General features: G+C 32.9%; 25 protein-coding genes. 13 read left to right on the forward strand and 12 right to left on the reverse strand.

The genetic code is table 11. From position 1 onward, the window contains the following. Nucleotides 1-208 precede the first annotated feature (208 nt). Nucleotides 209-838, forward strand: a complete 630-nt coding sequence (locus tag DM444_RS02160) for a DUF4230 domain-containing protein (RefSeq protein ID WP_162614907.1) — start codon at nucleotides 209-211, stop codon at nucleotides 836-838. Between the two features lie 286 nt (nucleotides 839-1,124). Here DM444_RS02160 and DM444_RS02165 read toward each other — a convergent pair whose 3' ends face one another. The 8 genes from DM444_RS02165 to DM444_RS02200 form a co-directional block, all read right to left on the reverse strand. Next, nucleotides 1,125-2,900: an aromatic amino acid hydroxylase gene (locus DM444_RS02165; protein ID WP_111283538.1), complete on the reverse strand. Its 1,776-nt coding sequence runs from the start codon at nucleotides 2,898-2,900 to the stop codon at nucleotides 1,125-1,127. A gap of 136 nt (nucleotides 2,901-3,036) precedes the next feature. Continuing rightward, nucleotides 3,037-3,483 carry a hypothetical protein gene (locus tag DM444_RS02170; RefSeq protein ID WP_111283540.1) on the reverse strand — a complete coding sequence of 149 codons (447 nt, stop codon included), beginning with the start codon at nucleotides 3,481-3,483 and terminating at the stop codon, nucleotides 3,037-3,039. A gap of 77 nt (nucleotides 3,484-3,560) precedes the next feature. Beyond that, entirely contained in the window at nucleotides 3,561-3,971 is a 411-nt protein-coding gene (locus tag DM444_RS02175; RefSeq protein WP_111283542.1) for a group III truncated hemoglobin, read from the reverse strand. A gap of 77 nt (nucleotides 3,972-4,048) precedes the next feature. Then, the gene (gene ilvA, locus DM444_RS02180; protein ID WP_111283544.1) at nucleotides 4,049-5,293 is read right to left on the reverse strand and encodes a threonine ammonia-lyase IlvA; all 1,245 of its coding nucleotides are present in this window, start codon (nucleotides 5,291-5,293) and stop codon (nucleotides 4,049-4,051) included. A 318-nt stretch (nucleotides 5,294-5,611) separates the two neighbouring features. Continuing rightward, entirely contained in the window at nucleotides 5,612-6,148 is a 537-nt protein-coding gene (locus DM444_RS02185; RefSeq protein ID WP_111283546.1) for a DUF4136 domain-containing protein, read from the reverse strand. A gap of 27 nt (nucleotides 6,149-6,175) precedes the next feature. After that, a complete protein-coding gene (locus DM444_RS02190; protein ID WP_111283548.1) occupies nucleotides 6,176-8,152 on the reverse strand; it encodes a urocanate hydratase in 1,977 nt (658 codons plus the stop codon). Nucleotides 8,153-8,576: 424 nt separating this feature from the next. Continuing rightward, complete coding sequence (locus DM444_RS02195) at nucleotides 8,577-9,551, reverse strand: 2-hydroxyacid dehydrogenase (RefSeq protein WP_111283550.1); 975 nt, start codon at nucleotides 9,549-9,551, stop codon at nucleotides 8,577-8,579. 10 nt (nucleotides 9,552-9,561) lie between these two features. Continuing rightward, a complete protein-coding gene (locus DM444_RS02200) occupies nucleotides 9,562-9,741 on the reverse strand; it encodes a DUF5522 domain-containing protein (RefSeq protein WP_095928730.1) in 180 nt (59 codons plus the stop codon). A gap of 115 nt (nucleotides 9,742-9,856) precedes the next feature. Here DM444_RS02200 and DM444_RS02205 point away from each other — a divergent pair, with 115 nt between their 5' ends. The 4 genes from DM444_RS02205 to hemL all read left to right on the forward strand — a co-directional run bounded on the left by DM444_RS02205 (nucleotide 9,857) and on the right by hemL (nucleotide 13,381). Then, nucleotides 9,857-10,192 (forward strand): FHA domain-containing protein, encoded by a 336-nt coding sequence (locus DM444_RS02205; protein ID WP_111283552.1) that lies wholly within the window; start codon nucleotides 9,857-9,859, stop codon nucleotides 10,190-10,192. Beyond that, the gene (locus DM444_RS02210; RefSeq protein ID WP_111283554.1) at nucleotides 10,189-11,097 is read left to right on the forward strand and encodes a 1-aminocyclopropane-1-carboxylate deaminase/D-cysteine desulfhydrase; all 909 of its coding nucleotides are present in this window, start codon (nucleotides 10,189-10,191) and stop codon (nucleotides 11,095-11,097) included. The genes DM444_RS02205 and DM444_RS02210 overlap by 4 nt, the downstream gene beginning before the upstream one ends. Beyond that, nucleotides 11,090-11,989, forward strand: a complete 900-nt coding sequence (locus DM444_RS02215) for a glucosaminidase domain-containing protein (protein WP_111283556.1) — start codon at nucleotides 11,090-11,092, stop codon at nucleotides 11,987-11,989. The genes DM444_RS02210 and DM444_RS02215 overlap by 8 nt, the downstream gene beginning before the upstream one ends. Before the next feature lie 105 nt (nucleotides 11,990-12,094). Further along, nucleotides 12,095-13,381, forward strand: coding sequence for a glutamate-1-semialdehyde 2,1-aminomutase (gene hemL / locus DM444_RS02220; RefSeq protein ID WP_111283557.1), 1,287 nt, complete (start codon nucleotides 12,095-12,097; stop codon nucleotides 13,379-13,381). A 44-nt stretch (nucleotides 13,382-13,425) separates the two neighbouring features. Here the strand turns inward: hemL and DM444_RS02225 are convergent, their stop codons facing one another. Together DM444_RS02225 and DM444_RS02230 are read right to left on the reverse strand one after the other, a co-directional pair. After that, nucleotides 13,426-14,157, reverse strand: a complete 732-nt coding sequence (locus DM444_RS02225) for a DUF4890 domain-containing protein (protein ID WP_111283559.1) — start codon at nucleotides 14,155-14,157, stop codon at nucleotides 13,426-13,428. A gap of 153 nt (nucleotides 14,158-14,310) precedes the next feature. Then, on the reverse strand, nucleotides 14,311-14,727 hold the full coding sequence (locus DM444_RS02230; RefSeq protein WP_111283561.1) for a hypothetical protein: 417 nt from the start codon (nucleotides 14,725-14,727) through the stop codon (nucleotides 14,311-14,313). A 211-nt stretch (nucleotides 14,728-14,938) separates the two neighbouring features. Between DM444_RS02230 and DM444_RS02235 the strand changes: the two genes are divergently transcribed. From DM444_RS02235 to DM444_RS02250, 4 genes are read left to right on the forward strand one after another with little or no spacing between them, the layout of a single operon-like run. Beyond that, a complete protein-coding gene (locus tag DM444_RS02235) occupies nucleotides 14,939-15,241 on the forward strand; it encodes a hypothetical protein (protein WP_111283563.1) in 303 nt (100 codons plus the stop codon). A gap of 17 nt (nucleotides 15,242-15,258) precedes the next feature. Then, a complete protein-coding gene (locus DM444_RS02240; protein ID WP_111283565.1) occupies nucleotides 15,259-15,639 on the forward strand; it encodes a hypothetical protein in 381 nt (126 codons plus the stop codon). Between the two features lie 44 nt (nucleotides 15,640-15,683). Then, nucleotides 15,684-16,697, forward strand: a complete 1,014-nt coding sequence (locus DM444_RS02245) for a 2-hydroxyacid dehydrogenase (RefSeq protein WP_111283567.1) — start codon at nucleotides 15,684-15,686, stop codon at nucleotides 16,695-16,697. Between the two features lie 27 nt (nucleotides 16,698-16,724). Continuing rightward, nucleotides 16,725-17,321: a hypothetical protein gene (locus DM444_RS02250; protein WP_111283569.1), complete on the forward strand. Its 597-nt coding sequence runs from the start codon at nucleotides 16,725-16,727 to the stop codon at nucleotides 17,319-17,321. Between the two features lie 103 nt (nucleotides 17,322-17,424). Here DM444_RS02250 and lysS read toward each other — a convergent pair whose 3' ends face one another. Further along, entirely contained in the window at nucleotides 17,425-19,128 is a 1,704-nt protein-coding gene (gene lysS, locus DM444_RS02255; protein ID WP_111283571.1) for a lysine--tRNA ligase, read from the reverse strand. 532 nt (nucleotides 19,129-19,660) lie between these two features. Here lysS and DM444_RS02260 point away from each other — a divergent pair. The 3 genes from DM444_RS02260 to DM444_RS02270 all read left to right on the forward strand — a co-directional run bounded on the left by DM444_RS02260 (nucleotide 19,661) and on the right by DM444_RS02270 (nucleotide 22,268). Beyond that, the gene (locus DM444_RS02260; RefSeq protein ID WP_239455563.1) at nucleotides 19,661-20,413 is read left to right on the forward strand and encodes a hypothetical protein; all 753 of its coding nucleotides are present in this window, start codon (nucleotides 19,661-19,663) and stop codon (nucleotides 20,411-20,413) included. Between the two features lie 5 nt (nucleotides 20,414-20,418). Then, complete coding sequence (gene lipB, locus DM444_RS02265; protein ID WP_111283575.1) at nucleotides 20,419-21,117, forward strand: lipoyl(octanoyl) transferase LipB; 699 nt, start codon at nucleotides 20,419-20,421, stop codon at nucleotides 21,115-21,117. Nucleotides 21,118-21,416: 299 nt separating this feature from the next. After that, a complete protein-coding gene (locus tag DM444_RS02270) occupies nucleotides 21,417-22,268 on the forward strand; it encodes a nuclear transport factor 2 family protein (protein ID WP_111283577.1) in 852 nt (283 codons plus the stop codon). A 70-nt stretch (nucleotides 22,269-22,338) separates the two neighbouring features. Here the strand turns inward: DM444_RS02270 and DM444_RS02275 are convergent, their stop codons facing one another. After that, nucleotides 22,339-23,001 carry a ribonuclease HII gene (locus tag DM444_RS02275; RefSeq protein ID WP_111283579.1) on the reverse strand — a complete coding sequence of 221 codons (663 nt, stop codon included), beginning with the start codon at nucleotides 22,999-23,001 and terminating at the stop codon, nucleotides 22,339-22,341. A gap of 169 nt (nucleotides 23,002-23,170) precedes the next feature. On the opposite strand from DM444_RS02275, the gene DM444_RS02280 reads away from it, so the two are divergent. Then, nucleotides 23,171-25,156, forward strand: coding sequence for a putative porin (locus DM444_RS02280; RefSeq protein ID WP_111283581.1), 1,986 nt, complete (start codon nucleotides 23,171-23,173; stop codon nucleotides 25,154-25,156). Nucleotides 25,157-25,184 lie beyond the last annotated feature (28 nt).

The following is a 25,184-nucleotide window of genomic DNA, read 5'->3' on the forward strand; positions in this document are numbered from 1 at the left end:
GCTTATTAGCCACGACTCGAGCGATAGCGAACAGGCGAAGCAATTCACGAATTTTTGTTAATCTATATAGATATTTATAATTGAATTTCACAAATTTTGATTTGCGAAATTGGAAAAATTAATAGCCAAAGAGATTAGCGAAAATTCGTGAATTCGTGGCGGAATAAAAGAAAAAATGAAGTAAATTGGTCTAAAATATTTTAGAAGAATGCAAAACTTGATCAAAAGAATTATAGGCGTTGGTGTTATTATTTTACTTATTGTTCTGGCTTTTAAATATTGCCAGTTCAAAAAAGAAGATGATTCAGATATAAACTACAATACCAATTTAATTCAGCAGCAGATTCTTAACGTTGGAAAATTGGTTGTCACCGAAGGACATTTCTCTGAAGTGATTACCTATAAAAATCAACAGAAATATTTAATGGATATGATTTCTTTTGAGAAAAAAGCTTTGATTGTGGTCAATGCAAACGTGACTGTTGCCTACGATTTGCATCAAATGAAATATGATATTGATGAAAAAAATAAAACTATCACGATTTTAAATATCCCAAAAGAAGAAATCACTATAAATCCAGATATTCAGTTTTACGATGTTGAGCAAAGCAAATTGAATCCGTTTACAGGAGATGATTACAATAAAATCAATAAATCGGTAAAAGCGAATCTGGCTAAGAAAATCGAAAATTCGACACTAAAAACTAACGCTCAAAACCGATTGATAAGCGAATTGTCTAAGATTTTAATCATGACCAATTCAATGGGATGGAAACTACAGTACAACGGAAAAACTATTGAATCTGAAACTGAATTGACTCAGGATTTGAAGCTGTAAAATTTGCCACAAAGGCACTAAGGCGCAAAGTTTTTTTTGAATTGCCTCCTGCTTTAGCTGGAGGTGTTCATCAAGAAATTGAAAAAGGCTTTAGCCAAAACATGAGATTTGGCTAAAGCCTTTTGATTTTGGCTCTATTTTCCTCCAGCTAAAGCAGGAGGCAATTCAATATATAATTCTATCTTTTAATCTAATAAAAGAAATTTAGTAAACTTTAAAAAGTAAAAATCTTTGCGACTCTGCGACTTTGCGAGATTAAAAAATTATCAAAAAAAACCTTTGCGCCTTAGTGCCTTTGTGGCAAATTAGGTAAAGAACTATCAAAAATCAAATCCAATCCACCAGAAATTAAATGCGCAATTTCAGGACGTCTTTCTTTCAATTGATCTAGGTAAACCAATATTTCTTGCAAAAGCTGTTTTTCGTTTGAATCCTTCAAAAGTTCAGCAATCTCGATAGCTAAAAGCCAATCGTTTGCATGATTATTTTTTAGTTTTTCGAAAACAGATTGTAATTCTGTATCAGCATTTTTATTATTTCGAATGTCACGAACAGTTGCATATAAATGCTCTAATTCATCACGTTCATCTGTATGTTTCGCTTTGATTGTTTTTGTTGAAGGAACGATATTAATTAAGTCAAAACTATTCACATCGGCAGGGCCAGAAAAAGCAGAAATTACTTTTTTGCCAATTGCCATATCGTAATTTCCCCATTCTGGTTGAAACAGAATTGTTTCGCCATGAGTTACGGTACAATTTTTAAAACTAATTAAAATGATTTCTCCATGAAGATTTCTAGAACCCGTAATAATTTCACCTTCAACAATTATATTTCCTTCAAATTCCAGTTTTACCGTTTCGTTTTCTACAATTCGGTAAGCTTGCAAATCTTTCGGACTCATATCTTCAATTGCAAGATTAAATCCTTTTAGTTTCCCAATCGGACTTCCAAATCCATGTGGATGTGTTAGAGTTCCGTGACCAACTAATTCTTTTTCTCGGTAAGAAAGTGCTGTTTTTCCAGTAGTTTGAATGTAAACTGGTTTTCCTTCTTCTTCAATCACATTGGTAAAAACTCCTGAAATTTGTAAACCTGTACTCAATTCAATTGTTCCTAAAGCATTAGATTGAATCAATTTTTTAATACCAGATAAACCGCCAGTTCTTAAAGCCATTTTATTAGCAAACTCTTCTAAAATCAAACTTAAATGAGAGAAAGTTGGCGTTACATAAAGCTGTGGCTGTAATTGTGTAATATCAAAATTTTGATTGGCGGCAGAAATGTCATAAGGGATTTTCTTTACATTATTGGTCATACAGTGGGCACTTTCGCCAATTGAAGAAAGCAATCCCGCACCGTAAATTTTTGGATCTTCAACTGTTCCGATCAAACCATATTCGACTGTCCACCAGTGCAGATTTCTAATTTGAGCCATTTCAGACAATTCGCCCATATCATTTTGCAAATCGGCAACTGCTTTTTCAGCTTCGTCGATTTTTTCTTGCGGAGTATCTTCGGCTTCTTTCAAAATAGAAAGTAGACGAATTGCCTCGTACATTTGATAATCTTTGTGAGAAGAAATCGCTTTACATCCAATTTCACCAAAACGTCTTAAATATTCCGCATATTCAGGATTGGCAATAATAGGAGCGTGACCTGCACCTTCGTGAATAATATCTGGAGCAGGAGTATATTCGATATGTTCTAATTGTCTGATGTCTGAAGCAATAACCAAAACGTTATAAGCTTGAAACTCCATAAAAGCATTTGGCGGAATAAAGCCATCAACAGCAACCGCTGCCCAGCCAATTTCGCTTAGAATTCGGTTCATTCCATACATACTCGGAATAGAATCAATTTCGATCCCCGTTTTGCGTAAACCCTCCAAATAAGAATGATGCGCAACTTTAGAAAGATAATCTACATTTTTACGCATAACATATCTCCAAACCGCCTGATTGATAGGAGTGTAATCGCTATAATCTTGAGGTTTAATAAATTGCTGTAAATGTTTCGGCAATCGCTCTAATAACGGATTGGTTTCAATATTTGGATTCATTTTCGAAAACGATGTAGATTAGATTGTAAAATTACGAATTTACGACTCGATTTCTTATCATTCATCACAAAATTTTTATCCGAAAGTATGTTTTATTGCGTTTTTGTAAGTTTTATGACTTGTGTCAAAAGTGAGTTTAACAGTCGTTATTCTCGTAGTTCACTTTCTCCATTGTCTTTTCGTAGTTTTCAAGTTCTTTTTTGGTCATTGTCGTTTCTTTCAAATCTACTTTTAGTTGTTTTTTAGTATCGGGACTAATCCATAAACCCGAAAAAGTGTTCCCAGTTTTTTGTAAAATCAAAAGACCGCTGAAACCTTGTTCAACCATTACAAACTCATTTTCTTTTTTTGTGTTTTGAGTAATATTAAGCTGAATCCAGTTTTTTGATTTATTATAACGATACATTGAAGTGTACATTAAATCGGCAGTACAGGGATTTTCTTCTGTTTTAATGTAAACAGTTATAGGAGTTTTTCCATCGACAGTTCCTTTGTATAAATTAGTAGTGGGAGCTTGAGATTGTGCTGATAATTGATTTAAACAAGAGAAACAGATTGCAATAAAGAAAATTACTTTTTTCATAAATAGATTTGGGTTTAATTCATTTAACTCAAATATATCGAATTGTGAAGTTTTATCACTTATTAATCTTATACTTTTTAAGGTTTTTTAGCAGCATTTCTCATTTCATTTTCTGCATTTCTAAAATATTCAATTTTATGACTGAACATAAATGCCATATTGGTAGCACGCATTTTGGCTTCTTCAGTTATTGGACCTGCAAATTGCGAATCTATTGTTGTATTAAAAATGGAAATCCAGCGGTCAAAGTGTGTTTTATCTACAGGAAGCTGTTTATGTGGAGGAAAAGGAGTCCCAGAATAAGCACGAACATCAAACAAAATGGTCTGCCAGAAATTGTACATTTTTTGTAAATGTGGCTCCCATCGGTCTTGTAGTTTATCATTAAAAATAGGACCAATTAAATCGTCTTTTCTAACATTCGCATAAAAGCTGTTAACCATTTGCTGAATGTCTTCTATCGTGGAAATATCTTTTAAAGCTGTCATTTTTCTATATTTAAAGGTGAATGCAAAAATACGATAACTTCTTTTTTATTTTCTGACATTTATCATTTCAGACAAGATTATCCAATTAACTGAGTGAACAAATCTTGATTGTCATTCAAATATTGAAATTCAAAACCATTTTCGGTCATTTTCAATTTAATTGGCATAATATCATTTTTGTTTTTCAATTCTAAACCAACAACTACAGAACCTACTTCACGACTATTTTTCTTCGCAAACTGAAAATAAGTGATGTCATCATCTGGGCCTAAAATGTTATTTACAAATTCTTTTAATGCCCCCGGACGTTGTGGAAACTGAATCATAAAATAATGCATTAAACCTTCATAGAGTAAAGAACGTTCTTTTATCTCGGCAGTTCTTTCAATGTCATTATTGCTTCCGCTTACAATACAAACTACATTTTTACCCTTAATTTTATCTTTATAAAAATCCAAAGCAGCAATCGTTAAAGCGCCAGCGGGTTCTACAACCATCGCTTCTTCATTATACAATCTTAAAATTGTGGTGCAGACTTTTCCTTCGGGAACCAGAATAATATCTTCTAAATTGTATCGGCAGATTTCAAAAGTTTTATCTCCAACTTGTTTTACAGCAGCTCCATCAACAAATTTGTCAATTGTTTTTAGCGGCGTATTTTTATTTTCTTCGATTGAAGTTTTCATCGAAGGTGCACCTTTTGGTTCAACACCAATAATTTTTGTGTGAGGGCTTAAATGTTTAAAAACTTCAGATAAACCAGAAGCCAGTCCGCCGCCGCCGATTGGAACAAAAACATAATCGATTGGTTCTTTACAGCTTTCTAAGATTTCTAATCCAACAGTTCCTTGCCCAGCGATTACTTTTTCATCATCAAAAGGATGAATAAATGTTTTATGATTTTTGATGGCATCAGCAGTTGCAGAAGCATAAGCGTCATCAAAAGTATCTCCAGTTAAAACAATTTCTACAAACGATTTCCCGAATAATTGAACTTGTTTTACTTTCTGTTTTGGAGTTGTTTTTGGCATGTAAATTTTGCCTTGAATCTTTAAGAGATTGCAAGAATATGCAACACCCTGAGCATGATTTCCTGCACTGGCACAAACAATTCCGTTTACTTTTTCTTTTTCGTTTAACGAAGAAATCTTATTGTACGCGCCCCGAATTTTATATGAACGAACAATTTGTAAATCTTCTCTTTTTAATAAAATAGTAGATTCAAATTCGTCTGAAAGATTCAAATTTTGGGTTAGAGGAGTAGCGGCAACTACATTCTCTAATTGCTTTTTTGCATTAAGTACTTCGTTAAATAAACTCATGAGAATTTGTTTTTTTTGCCACGAATTCACGAATTATTTTTGATAATCTTTGAACATATAAAATCGTGGCTGTTTAAAATTATTTTTAAAATAAAAAACCTCCCAATTGGGAGGTTTCTATAAATTATATTTTACAAACTTATATAACACCTCGCCACTATTGCTGAATTGCAATAATGCTAATAATAGCGATAATAATGTTGTTAAAGTTTTTCATTTTTTTAGCTGATTGAGTAGCAAATGTATTAATTATTTTTGGAAAGTTCACAACTATTTAAAGTTTTATAAAAGCTGAAAACTGCCAACTGCGACTGAAAACTATTTTTTAACTGGCGGATATTGAGCTAAAATTTTGGCTACGAATTCAGCAATTTTTTCATCTTTTTTGTCGATGTTTCTTGTCAAAGTTCCAACTCCTTCACCTTGCCAAATCATTTCTTTCTTTTTAGCATCGATTAAATCAATGTACAAAGTTCCTTCAGTAGAAGTTGAAACTGTAGTTTGTCCTCCATACATCATGTAAGGATTCCAACCCCAGCCCCAGCCGTAACCCCAGCCAGCACTAAATTGGTTAACATCAACTTGCTCTCTTGATTTAGTAAAAATATTCACCAATAAATCTGGATTGTCACTTTTCGTAAATCCTTTAGCTTGCATTTGATCATCAATAGCGCGTAAAATTCTTCTTTTATCTAAATCTGATATTTCGACCTTGTCAATTCCGGGCTTAAAATAGGCGTACGTTTTATAAGGCGTAAAATCGACAGTTTTGTCATAATCAGAATAAACGGTCACAGTACTGCAAGAAGTAAGTATCAGCAGTAACAAAAACGGAATTAACTTTAGTGTTTTCATATTTTAAAAATTAAATGTTCAGTTTAATTAAAGCAAACTTTCGTCAACTAGATTTGGCAAAGTTACTTTTAATAAAGGTTCAACTTCCATTGCTCTTTTTATAGCAAAAACAGCACCTTCATTTCGTGCCCAGCTTCTTCTTGAAATTCCATTGTTAACATCCCAGAAAAGCATTGATGCTAAACGCTTTGAAGCCTCATTAGAACCATCAAGAACCATACCAAATCCCCCATTTATAACCTCTCCCCAGCCAACTCCACCACCATTATGAATAGAAACCCAAGTAGCTCCTCTAAAGCTGTCTCCAATCACGTTATGGATCGCCATATCGGCAGTAAAACGAGAGCCGTCGTAGATGTTTGAAGTTTCTCTGTATGGCGAATCAGTTCCAGAAACATCATGATGATCACGTCCTAAGACCACAGCGCCAATTTCGCCTTTTGCAATTGCCTGATTAAAAGCTTCTGCAATCTTAATTCTTCCTTCGGCATCAGCATAAAGAATACGAGCTTGAGAACCTACAACCAATTTATTTTCCTGCGCGCCTTTAATCCATTTGATATTATCCTGCATTTGCTGCTGAATTTCATTTGGAGCAGTTTCGGCCATTTTTTCTAAAACCTCGCAAGCAATTGTATCTGTCTTTAATAAATCTTCAGGTTTTCCAGAAGTACAAACCCATCGGAAAGGGCCAAATCCGTAATCGAAACACATTGGCCCCATAATATCCTGAACGTAACTAGGATATTTAAAATCAATATTATTTTCGGCCATAACATCAGCTCCCGCGCGCGAAGCTTCTAATAAAAAGGCATTTCCATAATCGAAAAAGTAAGTTCCTTTTGCGGTGTGTTTGTTAATTGCATCTGCGTGACGACATAATGTTTCCTGAACTTTTTCTTTGAATAATTCGGGATTATTAGCCATTAAATCATTTGCTTCTTCAAACGAAATCCCAACAGGATAATAACCTCCAGCCCAAGGATTATGAAGAGAAGTTTGATCTGAGCCTAAATCAATCTTGATATTTTCCTGATCGAAACGTTCCCAAACGTCCACCACATTTCCTAAATAAGCAATCGAAACGGTTTCTTTATTGGCTTTCGCCAAAGCGACTCTGGCAACTAATTCGTCAGTTGAAGTTACCACTTCGTTAATCCACCCTTGCTCGTGACGGATTTTAGTAATCTTCGGATTTACCTCAGCACAAACTGTAATACAACCTGCAATATTTCCAGCTTTTGGCTGCGCTCCTGACATTCCGCCAAGACCAGAAGTTACAAATAAACTTCCTTCTGGATTTTGTTTTATTTTTCTGAAACCATTTAAAACCGTAATTGTAGTTCCGTGAACAATTCCCTGCGGACCAATATACATATAACTTCCAGCCGTCATTTGTCCGTATTGAGAAACTCCTAACGCATTCATTTTTTCCCAATCGTCTGGTTTTGAATAATTCGGGATTACCATTCCGTTTGTTACCACAACTCTTGGCGCTTCTTTATGAGAAGGAAACAATCCCATTGGGTGACCTGAATACATGGTTAAAGTCTGCTCATCTGTCATTTCAGACAAGTATTGCATCGTCAATAAATACTGTGCCCAGTTTTGGAAAACCGCTCCATTTCCTCCATACGTAATCAATTCATGTGGATGTTGTGCTACAGCATAATCCAAATTGTTTTGAATCATGTGCATAATCGCTTTTGCCTGCAATGATTTCCCAGGATATTCTTCAATAGGTCTTGCGTACATTCTGTAATCTGGACGAAGACGGTACATATAGATACGTCCGTATTTTTCTAATTCTTCTGAAAATTCAGGAAGTAATTCGGCATGATGTTTTGGATCAAAATAACGCAAGGCATTTTTTAGCGCCAGCTTTTTTTCTTCTGCCGAAAGAATTTCTTTTCGTTTCGGAGCATGATTGATAGCTGGATCGTACTCTTTTTTTGAAGGTAAGACAGACGGAATTCCTTGTTGTATTTGTTCTTTGAAAGTCATTTTTTTAGAGATGCTAAGGTGCTGAGGATCTAAGATGCTAAGATATTGTGCTTAGATTAACAGCAGATTAATTTTTTGTTTTTTTGATTATGTCGCTCCTCTGGAGCTTAAATGTGACAAACTATTAATGATTTCTATAAATATTTCGCTCCTCTGGAGCTGATGAAATAAAGCCTTGGAAAGGCGAAATATTTATAGAAAAGCAATAATTACCCCAATACAAAAGCTCCAGCGGAGCGAAATATTATGAAATTATCTAATTGCTACATTTTCTAATATAAAAAAACTAGGGATAACGGATATCCGACCTGTGATACGATTTGTAAATCGTAATCCTAAATTTTCTTGAACGAATATCCATCTTTACATTTTACATTTTAGATTGTTGATTTCAGATTGGAATTTGGAATTTTAAACTTGAAATTTAAATATAAACTTCCTCATTAACACAAAACGGCATTTTTTTACCTTCAAAAAGAGCAATTATATTTTGTGCTGCACAAACCGCCATTGCATTTCTAGCTTCATAAGTTGCAGAACCAATATGTGGTAAAATGCAACAATTAGAAAGTGATAATAACGGATTGTCTGGTTTCATAGGTTCTGGGTTCGTCACATCAAGTCCAGCGCCCCAAATTATATCATTAGTTAAAGCATCAAACAAATCTTTTTCATTTTGAAATTTTCCTCTTGCAGTGTTGATGAAAATAGCATTGCGTTTCATTTTAGCAAAAGCATTTTTATTGAAAATTTCGTTGTTCTCTTCTGTATAATTCGAATGAACACTCAAAACATCACTTTGTGAAAGTAACGTTTCAAAATTTACATATTTCGCATCCAGTTCTTTTTCGGCAGTTTCATTATGAGAACGATTGTGGTAAATAATGTTCATTCCGAATGCGGCCTTACATTTTTTAGCCATTTCAAAACCAATTCTTCCCAAACCGAAAATTCCCAGCGTTTTACCGTAAAGTTCTTGTCCTAAATTGGCCAAAGGATCAAAACTTCCCCAATCATTATTTAGAATTCTTTTATGATTGAAAAATGACTTTCTCGCAACACTCTGCATCAATAAAAATGCAACATCCGATGTAGCTCTGCTTAAAACATCAGGCGTATTTCCAACAGGAATTTTTCTGCTATTTGCCGACGGAATATTAACCGAATCAAATCCGACAGAAAACAAAGCAATCCCCTTTAAATTGGGACATTGCTGAAAAAAATCTTCATCTAAATTATTCGATCCAACGTTAAGAAGAGCATCATTTTCGTTACAGAATTTAATAAGTTCTTCTCTTGATAAAACATTCTCTGTTGGATTTATCGTAAAATTAATGCCTTTATCTTGAAGCAGTTTAATGCCTGCTTCGGGTATATTTTTATTTATAAAAACCTTCATTTGTGGTATTCTAATTTTTATTTATTCTTCCTGTTTTTTTATCATATCCATACGGACAGTGACGACAACCGCTTTTACAGCAATAACCACGTTTTAAATGATGTTTTTCAGTAAAGCATTTGTAACCTTCAGGCGTATAATAAAAATCTTCACCTTCGATTAATTTATTTTCATTACTTTGCTCTTTCATAAATCTGCTTCGCGCTCTTTTTTGGATAAACTAAAATCAAAAATATAAATATTTGATTATGATTTTATTCAAATCGAACAATTTTATAGCTACAAATTTATAAATTTTACAGCCAATGTTTCTGATTGTTGCTAAATATTTAATTCCGAAAGGATATCGTGGAATGGCTGTATTTCCTTTTGTTTTGGTTAAATATGATTTTGACAAAGCAAATGGAACTTTCGTAAATCATGAAAAAATACATTTGAGACAACAGCTAGAAATGTTAGTTCTGCCATTCTTTATTTGGTACGTTTTGGAATTTTTAATTCGTTTAATTCAATACCAAAACAAAGATTTGGCTTACCGAAATATTAGTTTTGAAAGAGAAGCTTACACAAAAGAAAACGATTTAAATTATCTGAAAAATAGATCATTTTTTCAGTTTCTACATTACATCAAATTAAAATGAATCCAGTCTTTAATCAAAATATAAATATCAATTTTCCAAACGATATTTTACTGACCATAAAAAGGGAAGATCTTATTCATCCTTTTGTTTCAGGAAATAAATTCAGAAAACTGAAATACAATTTACTTCAGGCGAAAGCCGAAATTAAAACAACTTTATTGACTTTTGGCGGTGCGTTTTCTAATCATATCGCAGCTGTTGCTTATGCAGGAAAAGAACAAGGTTTTAAAACCATCGGAATAATTCGAGGCGATGAACTTTTGGATAAAATAGAAGAAAATCCAACCTTGAAATTTGCTCAGGAAAACGGAATGCAATTTGAATTTGTTTCGAGAGAAGAATATCGTTTAAAAAGCGAAACTTCTTATATAGAAAAGCTAAAAGAGAAGTTTGGCGATTTTTATTTAGTTCCCGAAGGCGGAACAAACGAATTGGCTGTAAAAGGTTGCGAGGAGATTTTAACCGACGAAGATTCGGTTTTTAATTACGTTTGTTGTGCAGTTGGAACAGGCGGCACGATTTCGGGATTAATTAATAGTTCGCTGCAAAATCAGAAAATTTTGGGCTTTCCAGTGTTAAAAGGTGACTTTTTAACCGATGAAATTCGTATTTTTGCAAAAAAAGATAACTGGAATTTAATTTCTGACTATCATTTTGGAGGTTATGGCAAGATAAATTTAGAATTAATTGAATTTATCAATTCTTTTTTTGAAGAAAATAAAGTGCCTTTAGATCCAATTTATACAGGAAAGATGGTTTTTGGCGTTATAGATTTAATTAGCAAAAATTATTTTCCTCCACATTCAAAAATTTTACTCATTCACACAGGCGGATTGCAGGGAATTGACGGAATGAATATAAAATTGAAGCAGAAGAAATTACCAATACTCAAAACAAATGATTAAAAAAATTGTATTACTTCTCGTAATATTAGCTTTAGCAAGCTGCTCTTCTAGTAAGCCTGCCATTGCGACGACTAAAAAAGCGGCAGCAGTTCAAGCCAGGACTGCATCAGCAAAAAGAAATACTCCAGCCAAGCCAATAGGAAAAAATTATCCTTCTACAAATAATACAACTGAGGTTATTCAATCTACTTCCAAAACCGTTGTTACAAGTGATTTAATCAATAATTATGTTTTGCAGTACAAAGATATTGCAATGGGAAACATGAAAACTTACGGAATTCCTGCAAGTATTATTTTGGCTCAAGGAATTTTAGAATCGGGAGCAGGAAGAGGAGATTTAGCTGTAGATGCTAATAATCATTTTGGAATTAAATGTCATAATGATTGGTTGGGAGAAAGTGTTCGTCACGACGATGACTCAGCTCAGGAATGTTTTAGAAAATATCCTCAGGCATCGGAATCCTATAGAGATCATGCCTTGTTTTTGGTTGGAAAAAAGCGATATGCTACCTTATTTACTTACGAAAAAGACGATTATAAAGCTTGGGCAAAAGGTTTGAGAGCAGCAGGTTATGCAACAGATCCGAAATATCCAGATAAATTGATCAGTTATATTGAAAGATACAATCTTCATCAATATGATTGTCAGGTTACAGGAAGAAGCTATGTGCCAATTAATACTTCGGCTCCAACAAAACAATCATCTTATGACGTCGCTTCTGATCCAAAGATCAATATGAGTCAATACGATCCAAATATGTATGAGGTTCAAAAAGGAGATACGCTATATTCCATTTCAAAAAAATTCAATTTATTGGTTGAAGATTTGAAAAAGAAAAATAATCTAACCGATAATGCCATTTCAATAGGACAGAGGTTGAAAGTGAAATAAGTTTTCAGTCTCAGTCTCAGTTTTCAGTTCTGATGAAATTAATCTAAAATCAAAATAAGTTTTCAGTTTTAATCTAAAATCTGAATTCTAAAATCTAAAATAAGAATGTTATATAAAAGAAGTAGTCAGCTTTTTGCTGAAGCAGAAAAAGTAATTCCAGGAGGAGTAAATTCACCAGTAAGAGCATTTAAAGCCGTTGGCGGAACTCCGATTTTTGTAAAAAGTGCTAAAGGTGCTTATTTATATGATGAAGACGGGAACAAATTAATAGATTACATCAACTCTTGGGGACCAATGGTTTTGGGTCACGCTTATCAGCCAGTTGTTGATGCTGTAATCGAAAAAGCAAAACTGGGAACTTCATTCGGAATGCCGACAGAATTGGAAACTGAAATTGCAGCTTTGGCTGTTTCTATGGTTCCGAATATTGATAAAATACGTTTTGTAAATTCAGGAACAGAAGCTTGTATGAGCGCGATTCGTCTAGCTCGTGGATTTACAAAAAGAGATAAAATCATCAAATTTGCTGGCTGTTACCACGGACATTCTGATTCATTCTTAATTCAGGCGGGAAGTGGAGCTGTAACTTTTGGATCTCCAAATAGTCCAGGCGTTACAGAAGGAACTGCAAAAGATACTTTATTGGCTAAATACAATGATTTAGAGAACGTAAAAACTTTAATCGAAGCTAATAAAGGAGAAATTGCAGCGATTATTATCGAAGCAGTTGCAGGAAATATGGGTTGTATTCCGCCTGCAAAAGGTTTCTTGCAAGGATTAAGAGATTTGTGTACAGCAAACGGAATTTTACTGATTTTTGATGAGGTAATGACAGGTTTCCGTTTAGCACGTGGAGGAGTTCAGGAATTATATGGAGTTGATGCTGATATTGTAACTTTCGGAAAAGTAATTGGTGGCGGACTTCCTGTTGGGGCTTTTGCAGCACGCGAAGAAATCATGAATTATTTAGCGCCTCTTGGACCAGTTTATCAGGCAGGAACATTATCTGGAAATCCTTTAGCAATGGCTGCTGGATTGGCGATGCTGAAAGCTCTTGATAATGACAGAGAAATTTTTACACGTTTAGAAGAAAAAACAGCTTATTTAGAAGCAGGAATCGATAGAGTTTTAAAAGCAAATAACGTTGTTTTCACAATCAATAGAGTAGGTTCTATGATTTCTGTTCACTTTGATGCAAATCCAGTTACAGATTTCCAAACCGCAGCAAAAGGGGATAACGAAACATTTAAAAAATTCTTCCACGGATTATTGCAAGAAGGGGTTTACATCGCGCCATCTGCATACGAAACGTGGTTTATTACAGATGCATTGACTTATGAAGATTTAGATTTCACAATCAATGCGATTGATAAAGTATCGAAATCATTTTAATAAAAAAGGAGGCTTTAAGCCTCCTTTTATTTTTTTAACCAAAATTATTTTTTGTCTTTTTTGTGTTCTTTCATTTTGTCTTTATGTTCTTTTTGAATCGCAGTCCATTTTTTATATTGGTCAGCAGTCAAAATAGATTTCATTTTAGCATCATAAGCTTTATGATCTTCTTCCATTTGTTTTTTCATGGCTTTCTTTTCTGCGTCAGTTGGTTTTACGTCAGAATCTTTTCTGCTTTTTTTAAGCATTGCCATTTTTGTGCTTCTGTCAGATAAAAGTTCGCTAACCTGTTTTTGCTGATCTGCATTTAAGTTTAAATCAGTTGTCAGTTTTTGCAAATGCGCCTGATCACGTTCTTGCGGTGATTTGTGATCTTTCCCTCTATGATCACCTTTGTGCTCTTTTTTTAGAGCCGTCCATTTTGTGTATTGATCAGCATTTAAAATTGCTTTCATTTTAGCATCATTGTCCGCTTTGTCTGCATCCATTTGTTTTTTGAAAGCTGCTTTTTCTTCAGCAGTTGGAGGTGTTTTACTGTCTTTTCGGTTCTGTTTAAACTTTTCAGCTTTAGCACTTTTTTCTGCGATAAGCTGTTTTACCTGTTCTTGCTGTTTTTTATCCAAACTCAAATCGGAAGTTAATTTTTGTAAATATTTCTCGTTACGTTGTTCTGGAGTTAATTTTTCTCTTTGATCACGTGCCGGTTTCTGATTGATGTCCTGCGCAAAACTTACTATTCCAACAAATAATAAAGCTGCAATAAATAATTTTTTCATAATTCGTTTTATAAAAGGTTTATAGCAATTAGACTTCGTTCAAATTATTAGGTTTAATGGTGTTTTCATGTTTATCTTTTATTTAACAGAAACTATTAAGGAAAGTTTAAAGAATGTTTAGAAATAAAAAAGAGGCTTACTAGCCTCTTTATATTAGTTGTTATCTTTTCTGTATTCTTTTATTTTCTCTCTTGCTTTGTCTTTGTTTTCTTCCTGAATGGTTTTCCATTTTGTGTATTGGTCAGCATTCAAAATCGATTTCATTTTAGCATCGTTTGCTTCTTTCTCGGCCATCATTTCCTTTTTAAAAGCATCTCTTTCTGCAGCAGTTGGTTTTGTACCGCTTTCTTTTTGTTCTTGACGAGCATCTCTTAGTTTTTCAGCTTTTGCGCTTCTGTCTGCTAAAAGCTGTTTTACTTGAGCTTGCTGATTAGCATCCAGATTTAATTCTGTAGTTAATTTTTGCAACTGTTTTTCATTACGCTGCTCTGGCGTTAATTTTTCCTTTTGTCCTTGTGCAAAACTTGCTATTCCAACAAATAACATTGCAGCGATAAATAATTTTTTCATGGTTTAAGTTTTTTTAATTGTTATAGAAGGTTAGACTTTTTTAGATTCGATTGGTTTAATTTGATTGTCAGAATTATAGTTTATTTAACAAAATAGAATTTTATAAATAGTGCCTAAACTTTAAATGTTATAATTATAACTTGTTGGGGTAGCTTAAAAGAATGTGGTCACTTAGATTTGTAAATTATTTGTAGATAAAATATAAAGATGAATGGATACAAAAGAAATTGAGTTGTATAAAGAAGAAATATTAGAATTAACTGAGCTTTTAAATGAAGAATGGTTGGATTTAAAAGAATTAATTAAAGAATCAAATCTTAATATACATAATTTATTATTGATTTCCTATTGTGAGGATGAAAATGACAGAGAGTTTGGTGTCTTTTTTACAAAGGAAAGAAAAGTGATTAGGTTTATAGTTCAAGACAAAAAGCTCCAATTAGAAGACATTACAAATAATAAAGAAATTGAAATAGAATTTCCACAAATAAAAGTTGCAAGAGATTTTTTTTAGTGCTTTTAAATAAAGTTATGTTACCAAAAATAAAACTTGTTTTTAGTTCTTTGCATTTTATCTTTAATGAGAAAAGTGCATTTGATTTTCTTAATAAGATTAAATCTCTGAATGTACATGATGAGGTAGAGATTGAAACTGAAGCATTAGAAAGCTCAGAAAATATTTTATTGCAAATATTTATAATTAAAGAAGATGATTTTATTTTTTATAATAAAGATTCAATAAAGCTTTGGATCACTGAAGAAATGAGAGAATATATTGAATATAAATTGAGAGAGTTTTTATCTAAAGGAGATTTTTATCCTGCTGAGGTAGGCAGTTTTCAACGGACTAATTCAATAATGTTGTTCGCAAAAATAAAAATGATTGATTTGTACTTCATAAAAGAGATTTGAAATAAATTCCTTAATTTTAAGAAACCATTCAAAATCAAATTTCTATGGATTCAACAAATAATAAAATCGCCTTTTTTTCTACTCAGCCCTACGATAAAACATTCTTCAATAAGTACAATGAAAATTTTGGTTTTCAGCTTGACTTTTTTGAAACACAATTAAATGCTCAGACAGTTGCATTAATTGAAGAATGTGAAATTGTCTGTGTTTTTGTGAATGACATTGTAAACGAAGTCGTCATTAAACAATTAGCAGAAAAAAAAGTAAAAATAATTGCTTTACGTTGCGCCGGATTTAATAATGTCGATTTAGAAGCTGCTAAAAAATACAATATAAAAGTCTGTCGAGTTCCTGCGTATTCTCCTCAGGCGGTTGCCGAACATGCAATGGCCATGATTCTAACTTTAAACAGAAAAACGCATAAAGCCTATAACAGAGTTCGTGAGCAGAATTTTTCTTTAAACGGATTATTAGGTTTTGATTTATTCGGGAAGACAATCGGAATTATTGGAACTGGAAATATCGGAAAAGCATTTTCTAAAATTGCATTGGGCTTTGGCTGTAAAGTCTTGGCGTATGATATTGTTGAAAGTGATGAAATGAAAAAGGACGGCGTTTCTTTTGTTGGTTTAGAAGAAATATTTAAATCAAGCGATATTATCTCACTTCATTGTCCGCTGAACGATCAGACGAAACACGTTATTAATAAAACTTCAATTTCTTTTATGAAAGAAAGCGTCATGATTATAAATACCAGCCGTGGCGGATTGATAGAAACAGCATCGGTTATTGAAGGTTTAAAAGAAGGGAAAATAGGTTATTTAGGAATTGACGTTTACGAACAAGAGGAAAAATTATTCTTTAGAGATTTATCCGCAGATATTATTCAGGACGATGCGATTCAGCGTTTAATGAGTTTTCCGAATGTTTTGGTAACGGCGCATCAAGCATTTTTTACCAACGAAGCTTTGACTCAGATTGCATTGGTAACTTTTAATAATATAAAATCATTATTGACACAGAATGATATAGAGAATAAAACAGCGTTGCTAGTGTAAGTTATCATGAATTTAAACTATCAGATTATGAAAAATAAAATTCTGATTTTAATTGCAATTTTGGCATTCTATTCCTGTCAAAATAAAGACAATTCGAAAAATATTGTAAAAACAATTGTTCAAGATACCTTGTCTAAAACACTTGGAGGAACAGCAGATTTAAGCGAAGTTACTTCAAAAGAAGATAAAGCAGTAGAGTTAATCCGTAAACAATTACTGGTTTTATTAAAGAATGATATTCCTGCGCTGACAAAAGACGATCGTTATTTTTATTATGATGCTTTTGATTTAAATAACGATAATAAAAACGAATATTTTGTTGGTTTCTCAAACTCTTATTTCTGCGGAAGTGGAGGTTGTTCTGGTTATATTTTGAAGAATGACGGAAGTGTAATAAATCGTTTCACTGTAACAGATTTTCCAATTTATGTGACGACTTCATCAACAGAAAAATTTTATGATTTGATATTTCAAAGTGGAGGGAAATTTCATCTTTTAAAAATTAAAGATGGAAAATATCCGTCCAATCCGTCTGTTCAGCAAGTCATAAAAGGCGATGTTCCAAAAGAGAGTACAAAGGTTTTGGATATTCAAGGTAAGAAATTAGAGAAGTATTCGTTTTAAATTGTGATTTTTAGGAAAAACTAAACCCGACAGGTTTTTTAAACCTGTCGGGTTTGAAATATTATAAAATCCAACTTGGAATTTGGAATTTCAATTTTGGAATTTATCCAACTAGTTCCACAAATTTAAACTCGCCGTCAACGACAACTTTAGTTAAACCGTGTTTAGATAAGTTTTTCATAGAAGCATCCCATTTTTTACCGCTTAAGTTAGCTGTAATTTTTAGTTGCGTTAAATCCATTCTATTTTCATTTTTGGTAAGCAAGTCAATGATGAATTTTTCTTCATCAGAAAGTTCAATCTGAGCTTGTTTTTTCTCAGGACGCATTTGAGGGAACAATAAAACTTCCTGAATAGAAGCGTTGTTTGTTAAATACATAATCAAACGATCCATTCCAATTCCCATTCCAGAAGTTGGAGGCATACCGTATTCAAGAGCTCTTAAGAAATCTTCATCGATAATTCCATTTGCTTCATCATCACCTTTTGCAGCCAAACGCATTTGGTCTTCAAAACGTTCTCTTTGATCGATTGGGTCATTTAATTCAGAATAAGCATTTGCGATTTCTTTTCCGCAAACCATTAACTCAAAACGCTCAGTCAAATCTGGATTATCGCGGTGCTCTTTACAAAGCGGAGACATTTCTTTTGGATAATCAGTAATGAAAGTTGGCTGAATATAATTTCCTTCACATTTTGCTCCAAAAATCTCATCAATTAATTTTCCTTTACCCATTGTTTCGTCAACCTCGATTCCCATTCCTCTTGCTGCTTCAAACAATTCTTGTTCTGTTTTTCCAGAAATATCAAAACCAGTAAAATGTTTGATAGAATCAGTCATCGTAACACGAGCATAAGGTGCTTTAAAGTTGATTGTGTGCTCGCCAAAAGTAACTTCGCTAGTTCCATTAACAGCAATTGCACAATGCTCTAATAAACCTTCAGCAAACTCCATCATCCAGTTGTAGTCTTTGTAAGCTACATATATTTCCATTGCAGTAAACTCAGGATTATGCGTTCTGTCCATTCCTTCGTTACGGAAGTTTCTAGAGAACTCATAAACACCTTCAAATCCACCAACAATTAATCTTTTTAAGTATAACTCATTCGCAATACGCATGTAAAGCGGAATATCAAGCGAATTATGGTGCGTGATAAATGGTCTTGCCGAAGCTCCACCAGGAATTGACTGTAAAACTGGAGTATCAACTTCCAAATATCCAGCGTCATTAAAATAACCACGCATTGCAGTAAACAACTTGGTACGTTTGATGAAAGTTTCTTTAACCTGCGGATTTACAGTTAAATCTACATAACGCATTCTGTAACGCAATTCAGCGTCGTTGAAAGCATCGTGCACATTTCCTTCTTCGTCAACTTTTGGTAATGGTAACGGACGTAACGTTTTACTCAAGAAAGTAAATCCGCTTACACGAATACATTTTGCACCAACTTGTGTAGTGAACAATTCTCCTTCAATACCAATAAAATCACCTAAATCGGTTAATTTTTTGAATACTTGGTTGTACAAAGTTTTATCGTCACCTTCACACAAAACATCGCGGTTTACGTACAATTGAATACGTCCTTCGCTGTCTTGTAATTCAGCAAAACAAGCTTTACCTTGATCACGAACACTCATTAAACGTCCCGCAACGATAACCTTCTTACCCTCTTCAAATGACTCCTTTATCTGCTTAGATGTATGATTTACAGGAAAAAGATTAGCCGGATAAGGATTGATTCCTAAGTTGCGTAAGTTCTGAAGTTTTTCTCTTCTAATGATTTCTTGTTCTGATAATGCCATTTTGTGCTATTTTTTTAAGTGTGCAAAGATAAAATTTTTGTTTCAAGTTTCAACTCAAAGTGTTAAGGTTTTTTGCAGCAGAAATTTTCCGTTTTTTCATGAAAGTTTTGTCCCGCTATCCGCTTGTATCTTTTTCTGGCTAAAGAAGCCAAAAAAAAGATACCACTTCTATCGGGGCTAGATTAGATGTTTTCGTTTTCATAAGACGTTTTGGTTTCGATGTTTTTTATTTTGAATAAAATATTCCTGTAAGAAATAAACGAAAAAAAACTTAATATCTTAGCTTCTTAGAACCTTCTCCTCTTTAAAATAAAATCAGTTTCTAATTCAAATGCGGTTGTGAGCCCAGACAAAAAAATCTCTAACCTTAGAATTTTTGCTTTCAGATTTTTCAAGAAATCCCGAAAGTATAGATCTAGAAGTAGTTTTAGAATAATAAAAGATTGTGGGCTTCAGAATTTATGAACTTAGCAAGTTAGTAGCTTAGAATCTCAGAACCTAAAAAGTTCGTATATTTGATAAAAAATTGCAAATGATGAAATTATATAAATTACTTAGTTTTTCTTTTTTATTAGCGACATTAACAAGCTGTACTTTCACTGAAAACATTTACATCAACGATAACGGAACTGGAAAATTCTCTGTAGACATGGATGGTTCTGCATTAATGGAAATGGCTGGTGATCAAATCGCAGGTCAAATGGGAGACGCTAAAAAAGATGTTGATACTACTTTTACTTTCAAACAAGTATTTGAAGAGAAAAAAGACAGTATCGCTAAGTTATCGCCAGAAACACAGAAAGAGCTTAAAAAACTGGAGAATTTTGTAGTATCTACAAAAATGAGTTCAGAGAAAAAGCAGTTTCTAATGACAATGGCAACTGATTTTAAAAATGTAAACGAACTGCAAGATATTTTACAAACTTTAAGCACATTTCAAAAATTAGAAGGAGGTGCAGCAGCAAATCCGCTTGGAAACGGTTTTGGAGATAATGGCAGTAACTTAAGTTATTCTTATGACGGAAAGAAATTTACACGAAAAGCAGTTATCGATCAGCAGAAAAAGGCAGCAAAAGTAAAAGATTCTGCTGGAGATATGTCTAAAATGATGTTTGCTTCATCTAGTTATATCGTGAAATACCATTTTCCAAAAAAAATAAAGAAAGTCTCTAACCCAACGGCTTTATTTAGCGACGATCGCAAATCAATTACAATTCAATACACTTTTACGGATTATATGGAGAATCCTGACAAACTAAACTTTGATGTTGAGTTTGAAAAATAATTAAAATGAATAAAAAAATCCAACTTCAGGATCTGGGAAAAAGAGATTATAAATCGACTTGGGAATATCAGGAAGAAATTTTTAAGGACATAGTCGATTTAAAAATCAAGAACAGAAGAGAAGAACTTGATCTGCCAACACCAAATTATTTATTATTTGTTGAGCATCCTCACGTTTATACTTTAGGAAAAAGCGGCGATCTTGAAAACTTGTTATTAAACGAAAAACAATTAGAGGCCAAAGGAGCGACTTTTTATAAAATCAATCGTGGCGGTGATATTACGTATCATGGACCTGGACAAATTGTAGGTTATCCGATACTTGACTTAGAAAATTTTTTTACCGATATTCATAAATACTTGCGTTTTTTAGAAGAATCAATTATTCTAACTCTAGCAGAATACGGCTTGGAATCGGGCAGGAGCGAAGGAGAAACCGGAGTTTGGCTTGGTGTTGGAACTCCGTTTGCACGCAAAATCTGCGCAATGGGCGTTCGTGCTTCACGCTGGGTAACTATGCACGGATTTGCTTTAAACGTAAATGTCGATTTAGGATATTTTGACAATATTATTCCTTGTGGCATTCGCGGAAAAGGCGTTACATCATTAAACGTCGAACTCGGCGTAGAAAAAGTAGATGAAGAAGAAGTAAAATCAAAAATCATCAAACATTTAAAAGAACTATTTGAAGCTGAATTTGTTTAAATAATCTTCTAAAAATATAAACCGTTTCAAGTTTTTTGAGACGGTTTTTTTATTTTCTTCCAATAAAACAAGCCTATTTCAGGATAACCAAAGTGTTTTTTGCCTAGAAATGGGATTTCAATATTTAGATAGAAAGCTGTTTTTTTCTAAAATAGTATTCAAAAGTTTTAAAAACTATTTGGCAAAAGTTAAGATTTTGAAAGGATGGCAAATTGCGCAACTTTTGTAATTCCCGCCAGTATTTATGCTAAATTTGAAATATTACTAATAAAGTTTAATCAAATCTAATTTCATTGCTTATGAGAAAAATCTACTTATTATGTTTTCTTTTTATTCTTAATGGTCTTTTTGCTCAAAAGAAAGATAAATTATATCCGATTACGGTTTATGAAAAAGTGTGGCAGGAAAAAAACAGTGATGCCAGATTAAAACTAATTAAATTGATTTGGTTAGAAGACAGTACTTTTGAAGATCCGTCTGCATCTACAAAAGGAATTGCCGCATTTAATAATGTTATTAACGAATTTTACAAAAAGAATCCAGATGCAGTTTTAACGTCGGGAACCAAAATTGTAAAAGACAATTATGTAACCTGGGAATGGAAAATTCTTGATTCTAAAAACAATCTTATAATGGCTGGCCGAGATTTTGCACGTTTAAATGGCAAAGGGCAAGTAAGTAAAATTATTGGGTTTTGGGATAAAGGAGCAGCTCTATCTGAAGCGGATATTTTGAAAAACTTAGAAGCCGATAACTTAAAAGTAGTAGCAAAATATTACGAAAGCCTTTTTAAAACAAGAGATTTTGATGCTTTGGCTACGGTAGTAGCAGATGGCGCAGTTTACAGTCAAGCAACAGGTTTACCTTACGGAGGAACTTATATTGGTTTTAGCGAATGGACTAAAATGTTCACAAAATCAACAGAGTTTTTTGATTTACAAATAGAGAAAGAACCAACTTATTTTAGCGATGTTTCTAAAAATGAAGTTATCATTTATTTTACAATAAGCTGTAAAGCTAAAAAATCAGGTAAAACAATGTCGGTTCCTATTTCAGAACATTTCGATTTAAAAGACGGAAAAATTACAGCAGTAAGACCGTTTTATTATGATACAAAACAATTTGCTGAGTTTTTGAAAAGTAAGAAGTGATTAGTGAATAGCAAATAGTGACTAGTAATTAGTTAAAAATAGAAACGACCTAAATAGGTCGTTTTTTTTATTAAAATAAATCGAGTTCTAGCTGTTCTGGTAAAAGTCTAAAACTCATTCTATGATATTTTGTGGTTCCAAATTCTTTGATAGCTTCACGGTGCTCTTTTGTTGGATACCCTTTGTTTTGTTTCCAGTTGTACATCGGGAATTCTTCATGAATTTGATCCATATATTCATCGCGATATGTTTTAGCCAAAACAGATGCTGCGGCAATGCTTAAATATTTACCATCACCTTTTATAATACTCTGATTTGGAATCGATTTTAAAAGCGTAATCTCTTCTTGAGAAAATTGTTTTCCAAAAGTATTTTTAAGTCCAAGTTTGGCATTTAAAGAGCGATTTCCATCGACAATAATAAATTCTGGAGTATGTTTTAATTTCAAAATGCATTCTTGCATTCCTTTCATCGAAGCATTAAGAATATTTATTTCGTCAATTTCATCTGGGAACAAATGAGTAACAGCATAACACAAAGCTTCTTTTTCTATAATAGGCCTTAAAAGAGCTCTTGCTTTTTCTGATAATTGCTTACTGTCATTTAAAATTGCATTTTCAAAATGTTCTGGTAAAATTATAGCTGCAGCAGTAACTGGACCTGCGAGACAGCCTCTGCCAGCTTCGTCTGTTCCAGTTTCTAAAACAAATCCTGAGAAATTTTTTTCGAGCATTTTTTTAGGTTTTTAATAACAAATTAGATGAAATTTTCAGCAAAAATATTCGTTTTCGTACTGTCAGCCAAGGCAATTATATAAAATGGAGTGTTTTTTTCTTTATTTGTTTTTATAATTTACCTTTGCTTAGCAAATTTGTCAAAATAAATTTATACAAAGCCATCAAATGAGAATATTCATTTTTCTATATCTATTAGTTGTACCAACTTTATTGTTTTCTCAAGTAAAAAAACCTGCTCCTAAAGGTAATTTAGATATGAATACGGAATATTCTAGTATTACAGATACCGTAAAAAAGAAAAAACAAAAAATAGCAACAATTGATCAGTATAAAATTGTTACACTAGAACACGATACGATTTATGTAGATACGTCTCTGACTATTAAAAGTGCTTACAGACAAAATCATCTTAGAAAAGATCTTTTTGGACTTCAAGAATTTTCTAATATCGGACAACCTTTAAATACATTACAGTATAGTTTGACTAGTTTTTCGCCATATCCAGAGATTGGTTTCAGCGGAAAACATTCTAATTACATGCAGGCAGATCAAATAAGATATTATTCTGCAGCAACACCGTTTACAGAATTGTTTTTTAACACAACGATTAATAAAGGGCAAAATGTAGATTCTTTTATAACATTAAACGTTTCTAAAAATCTTAATTTCTCAATTGCATATAAAGGGTTAAGATCTGAAGGAGACTATAACAATCAATTGGTTAGTGCTGGAAATTTCAGAATGACAGCAAGTTATGCTACAACCAGCAGACGTTATGCAATTAATGCTCACTATACCTACCAAGATATTATGAACGAAGAAAATGGTGGGATTACAAACGATTCAAATTTTGAAAGCGATAATCAAGATTATAAAAACAGACAAAGGTTGCAAGTTTATTTGACTGATGCAGAATCGATGTTAAAAGGGCGAAGATTATTTTTTGATCATGCATTCAGGGTAAATCCAAAAGATGGAAGCAATAATTTATACATAACGCATCAGTTTAATTACGAGAACAAAGGGTACGAATATAAACAGCCAACGATAATTTCTACAGTTACAGATAACGACAACGTAAGTACACGTGTACAGCGTTTCGGCGATTCGTATGTAACTAGCAATATGAACGACCATACTAAATATGAACGACTTTATAACAAAGTTGGAGCGGCTTACGAAAATTCGCTTTTAGGTAAGTTTATATTTTTTGTAGACGATTACAGATCAAACTACAAGTATGAGCGAATTATTGTAGACAGTTTAGGAAATGCAGTTCCGGACAATTTGTATTTACAGTTCAATAATTTTGGTGCGCAATATGAGTATCAGAAAAATAAGTGGAATGGTAGATTTTTGTATTCAAGATCAATTACAAATCAGTCGCTTTCAGATTTAGATGCTAAGTTGAGATACGATATGAGTGATAAAATTAAATTTGATTTTAGATATCGTAACATCAACAAACTGCCAAATAATAATTATAATTTGTATCAAAGTAGTTGGGTTTCATACAACTGGTCGAACGATTTTAAAAATGAAAAAATTAACTCGCTTAGTGCAGAAATTACAACTCCTTGGTTAACAGGACAAGTTCAATATACAGTATTGAAAGATCATTTGTATTTTACAGATGCTGCAAACGATGAGCAAAAGGCAAGTGGTGAGCAAATAGTGAAGCCATTTCAATATGGAAATGTGATTAATTATTTGGAAATAAAAGCTAGCCGCGAATTCAAATTTGGAAAATTTGCATTAGATAATACACTTTTATACCAAAAAGTAGATCAGTCAGATTTAATTTTAAATGTGCCTGATTTTGTAACTAGAAATACATTTTATTATTCAAATCATTTCTTTAAAAAAGCATTATACATGCAAACAGGGCTTGTATTTAATTATCTTACGAAATATTATGGAGATGATTATAATCCTGTTATTGCTGAATTTTTTGTACAGCAAGAGAAAAAAACAGGCGGTTTTGCAACATTCGATTTTTTCATAAATGCTAGAATCCGCCAAACTCGCTTTTATTTAAAAGCAGAACATTTTAATGCTTTGTTCTCGCAAAGTAATTATTATGCAGCGCCACACAATCCTTATCGTGATTTTGTCTTGCGTTTTGGTTTAGTTTGGAATTTCTTCCAATAAAAACTTACTAATTAGAACCACATATTAA

The sequence above is a fragment of the Flavobacterium ginsenosidimutans genome (assembly GCF_003254625.1).
Classification (GTDB): domain Bacteria; phylum Bacteroidota; class Bacteroidia; order Flavobacteriales; family Flavobacteriaceae; genus Flavobacterium; species Flavobacterium ginsenosidimutans.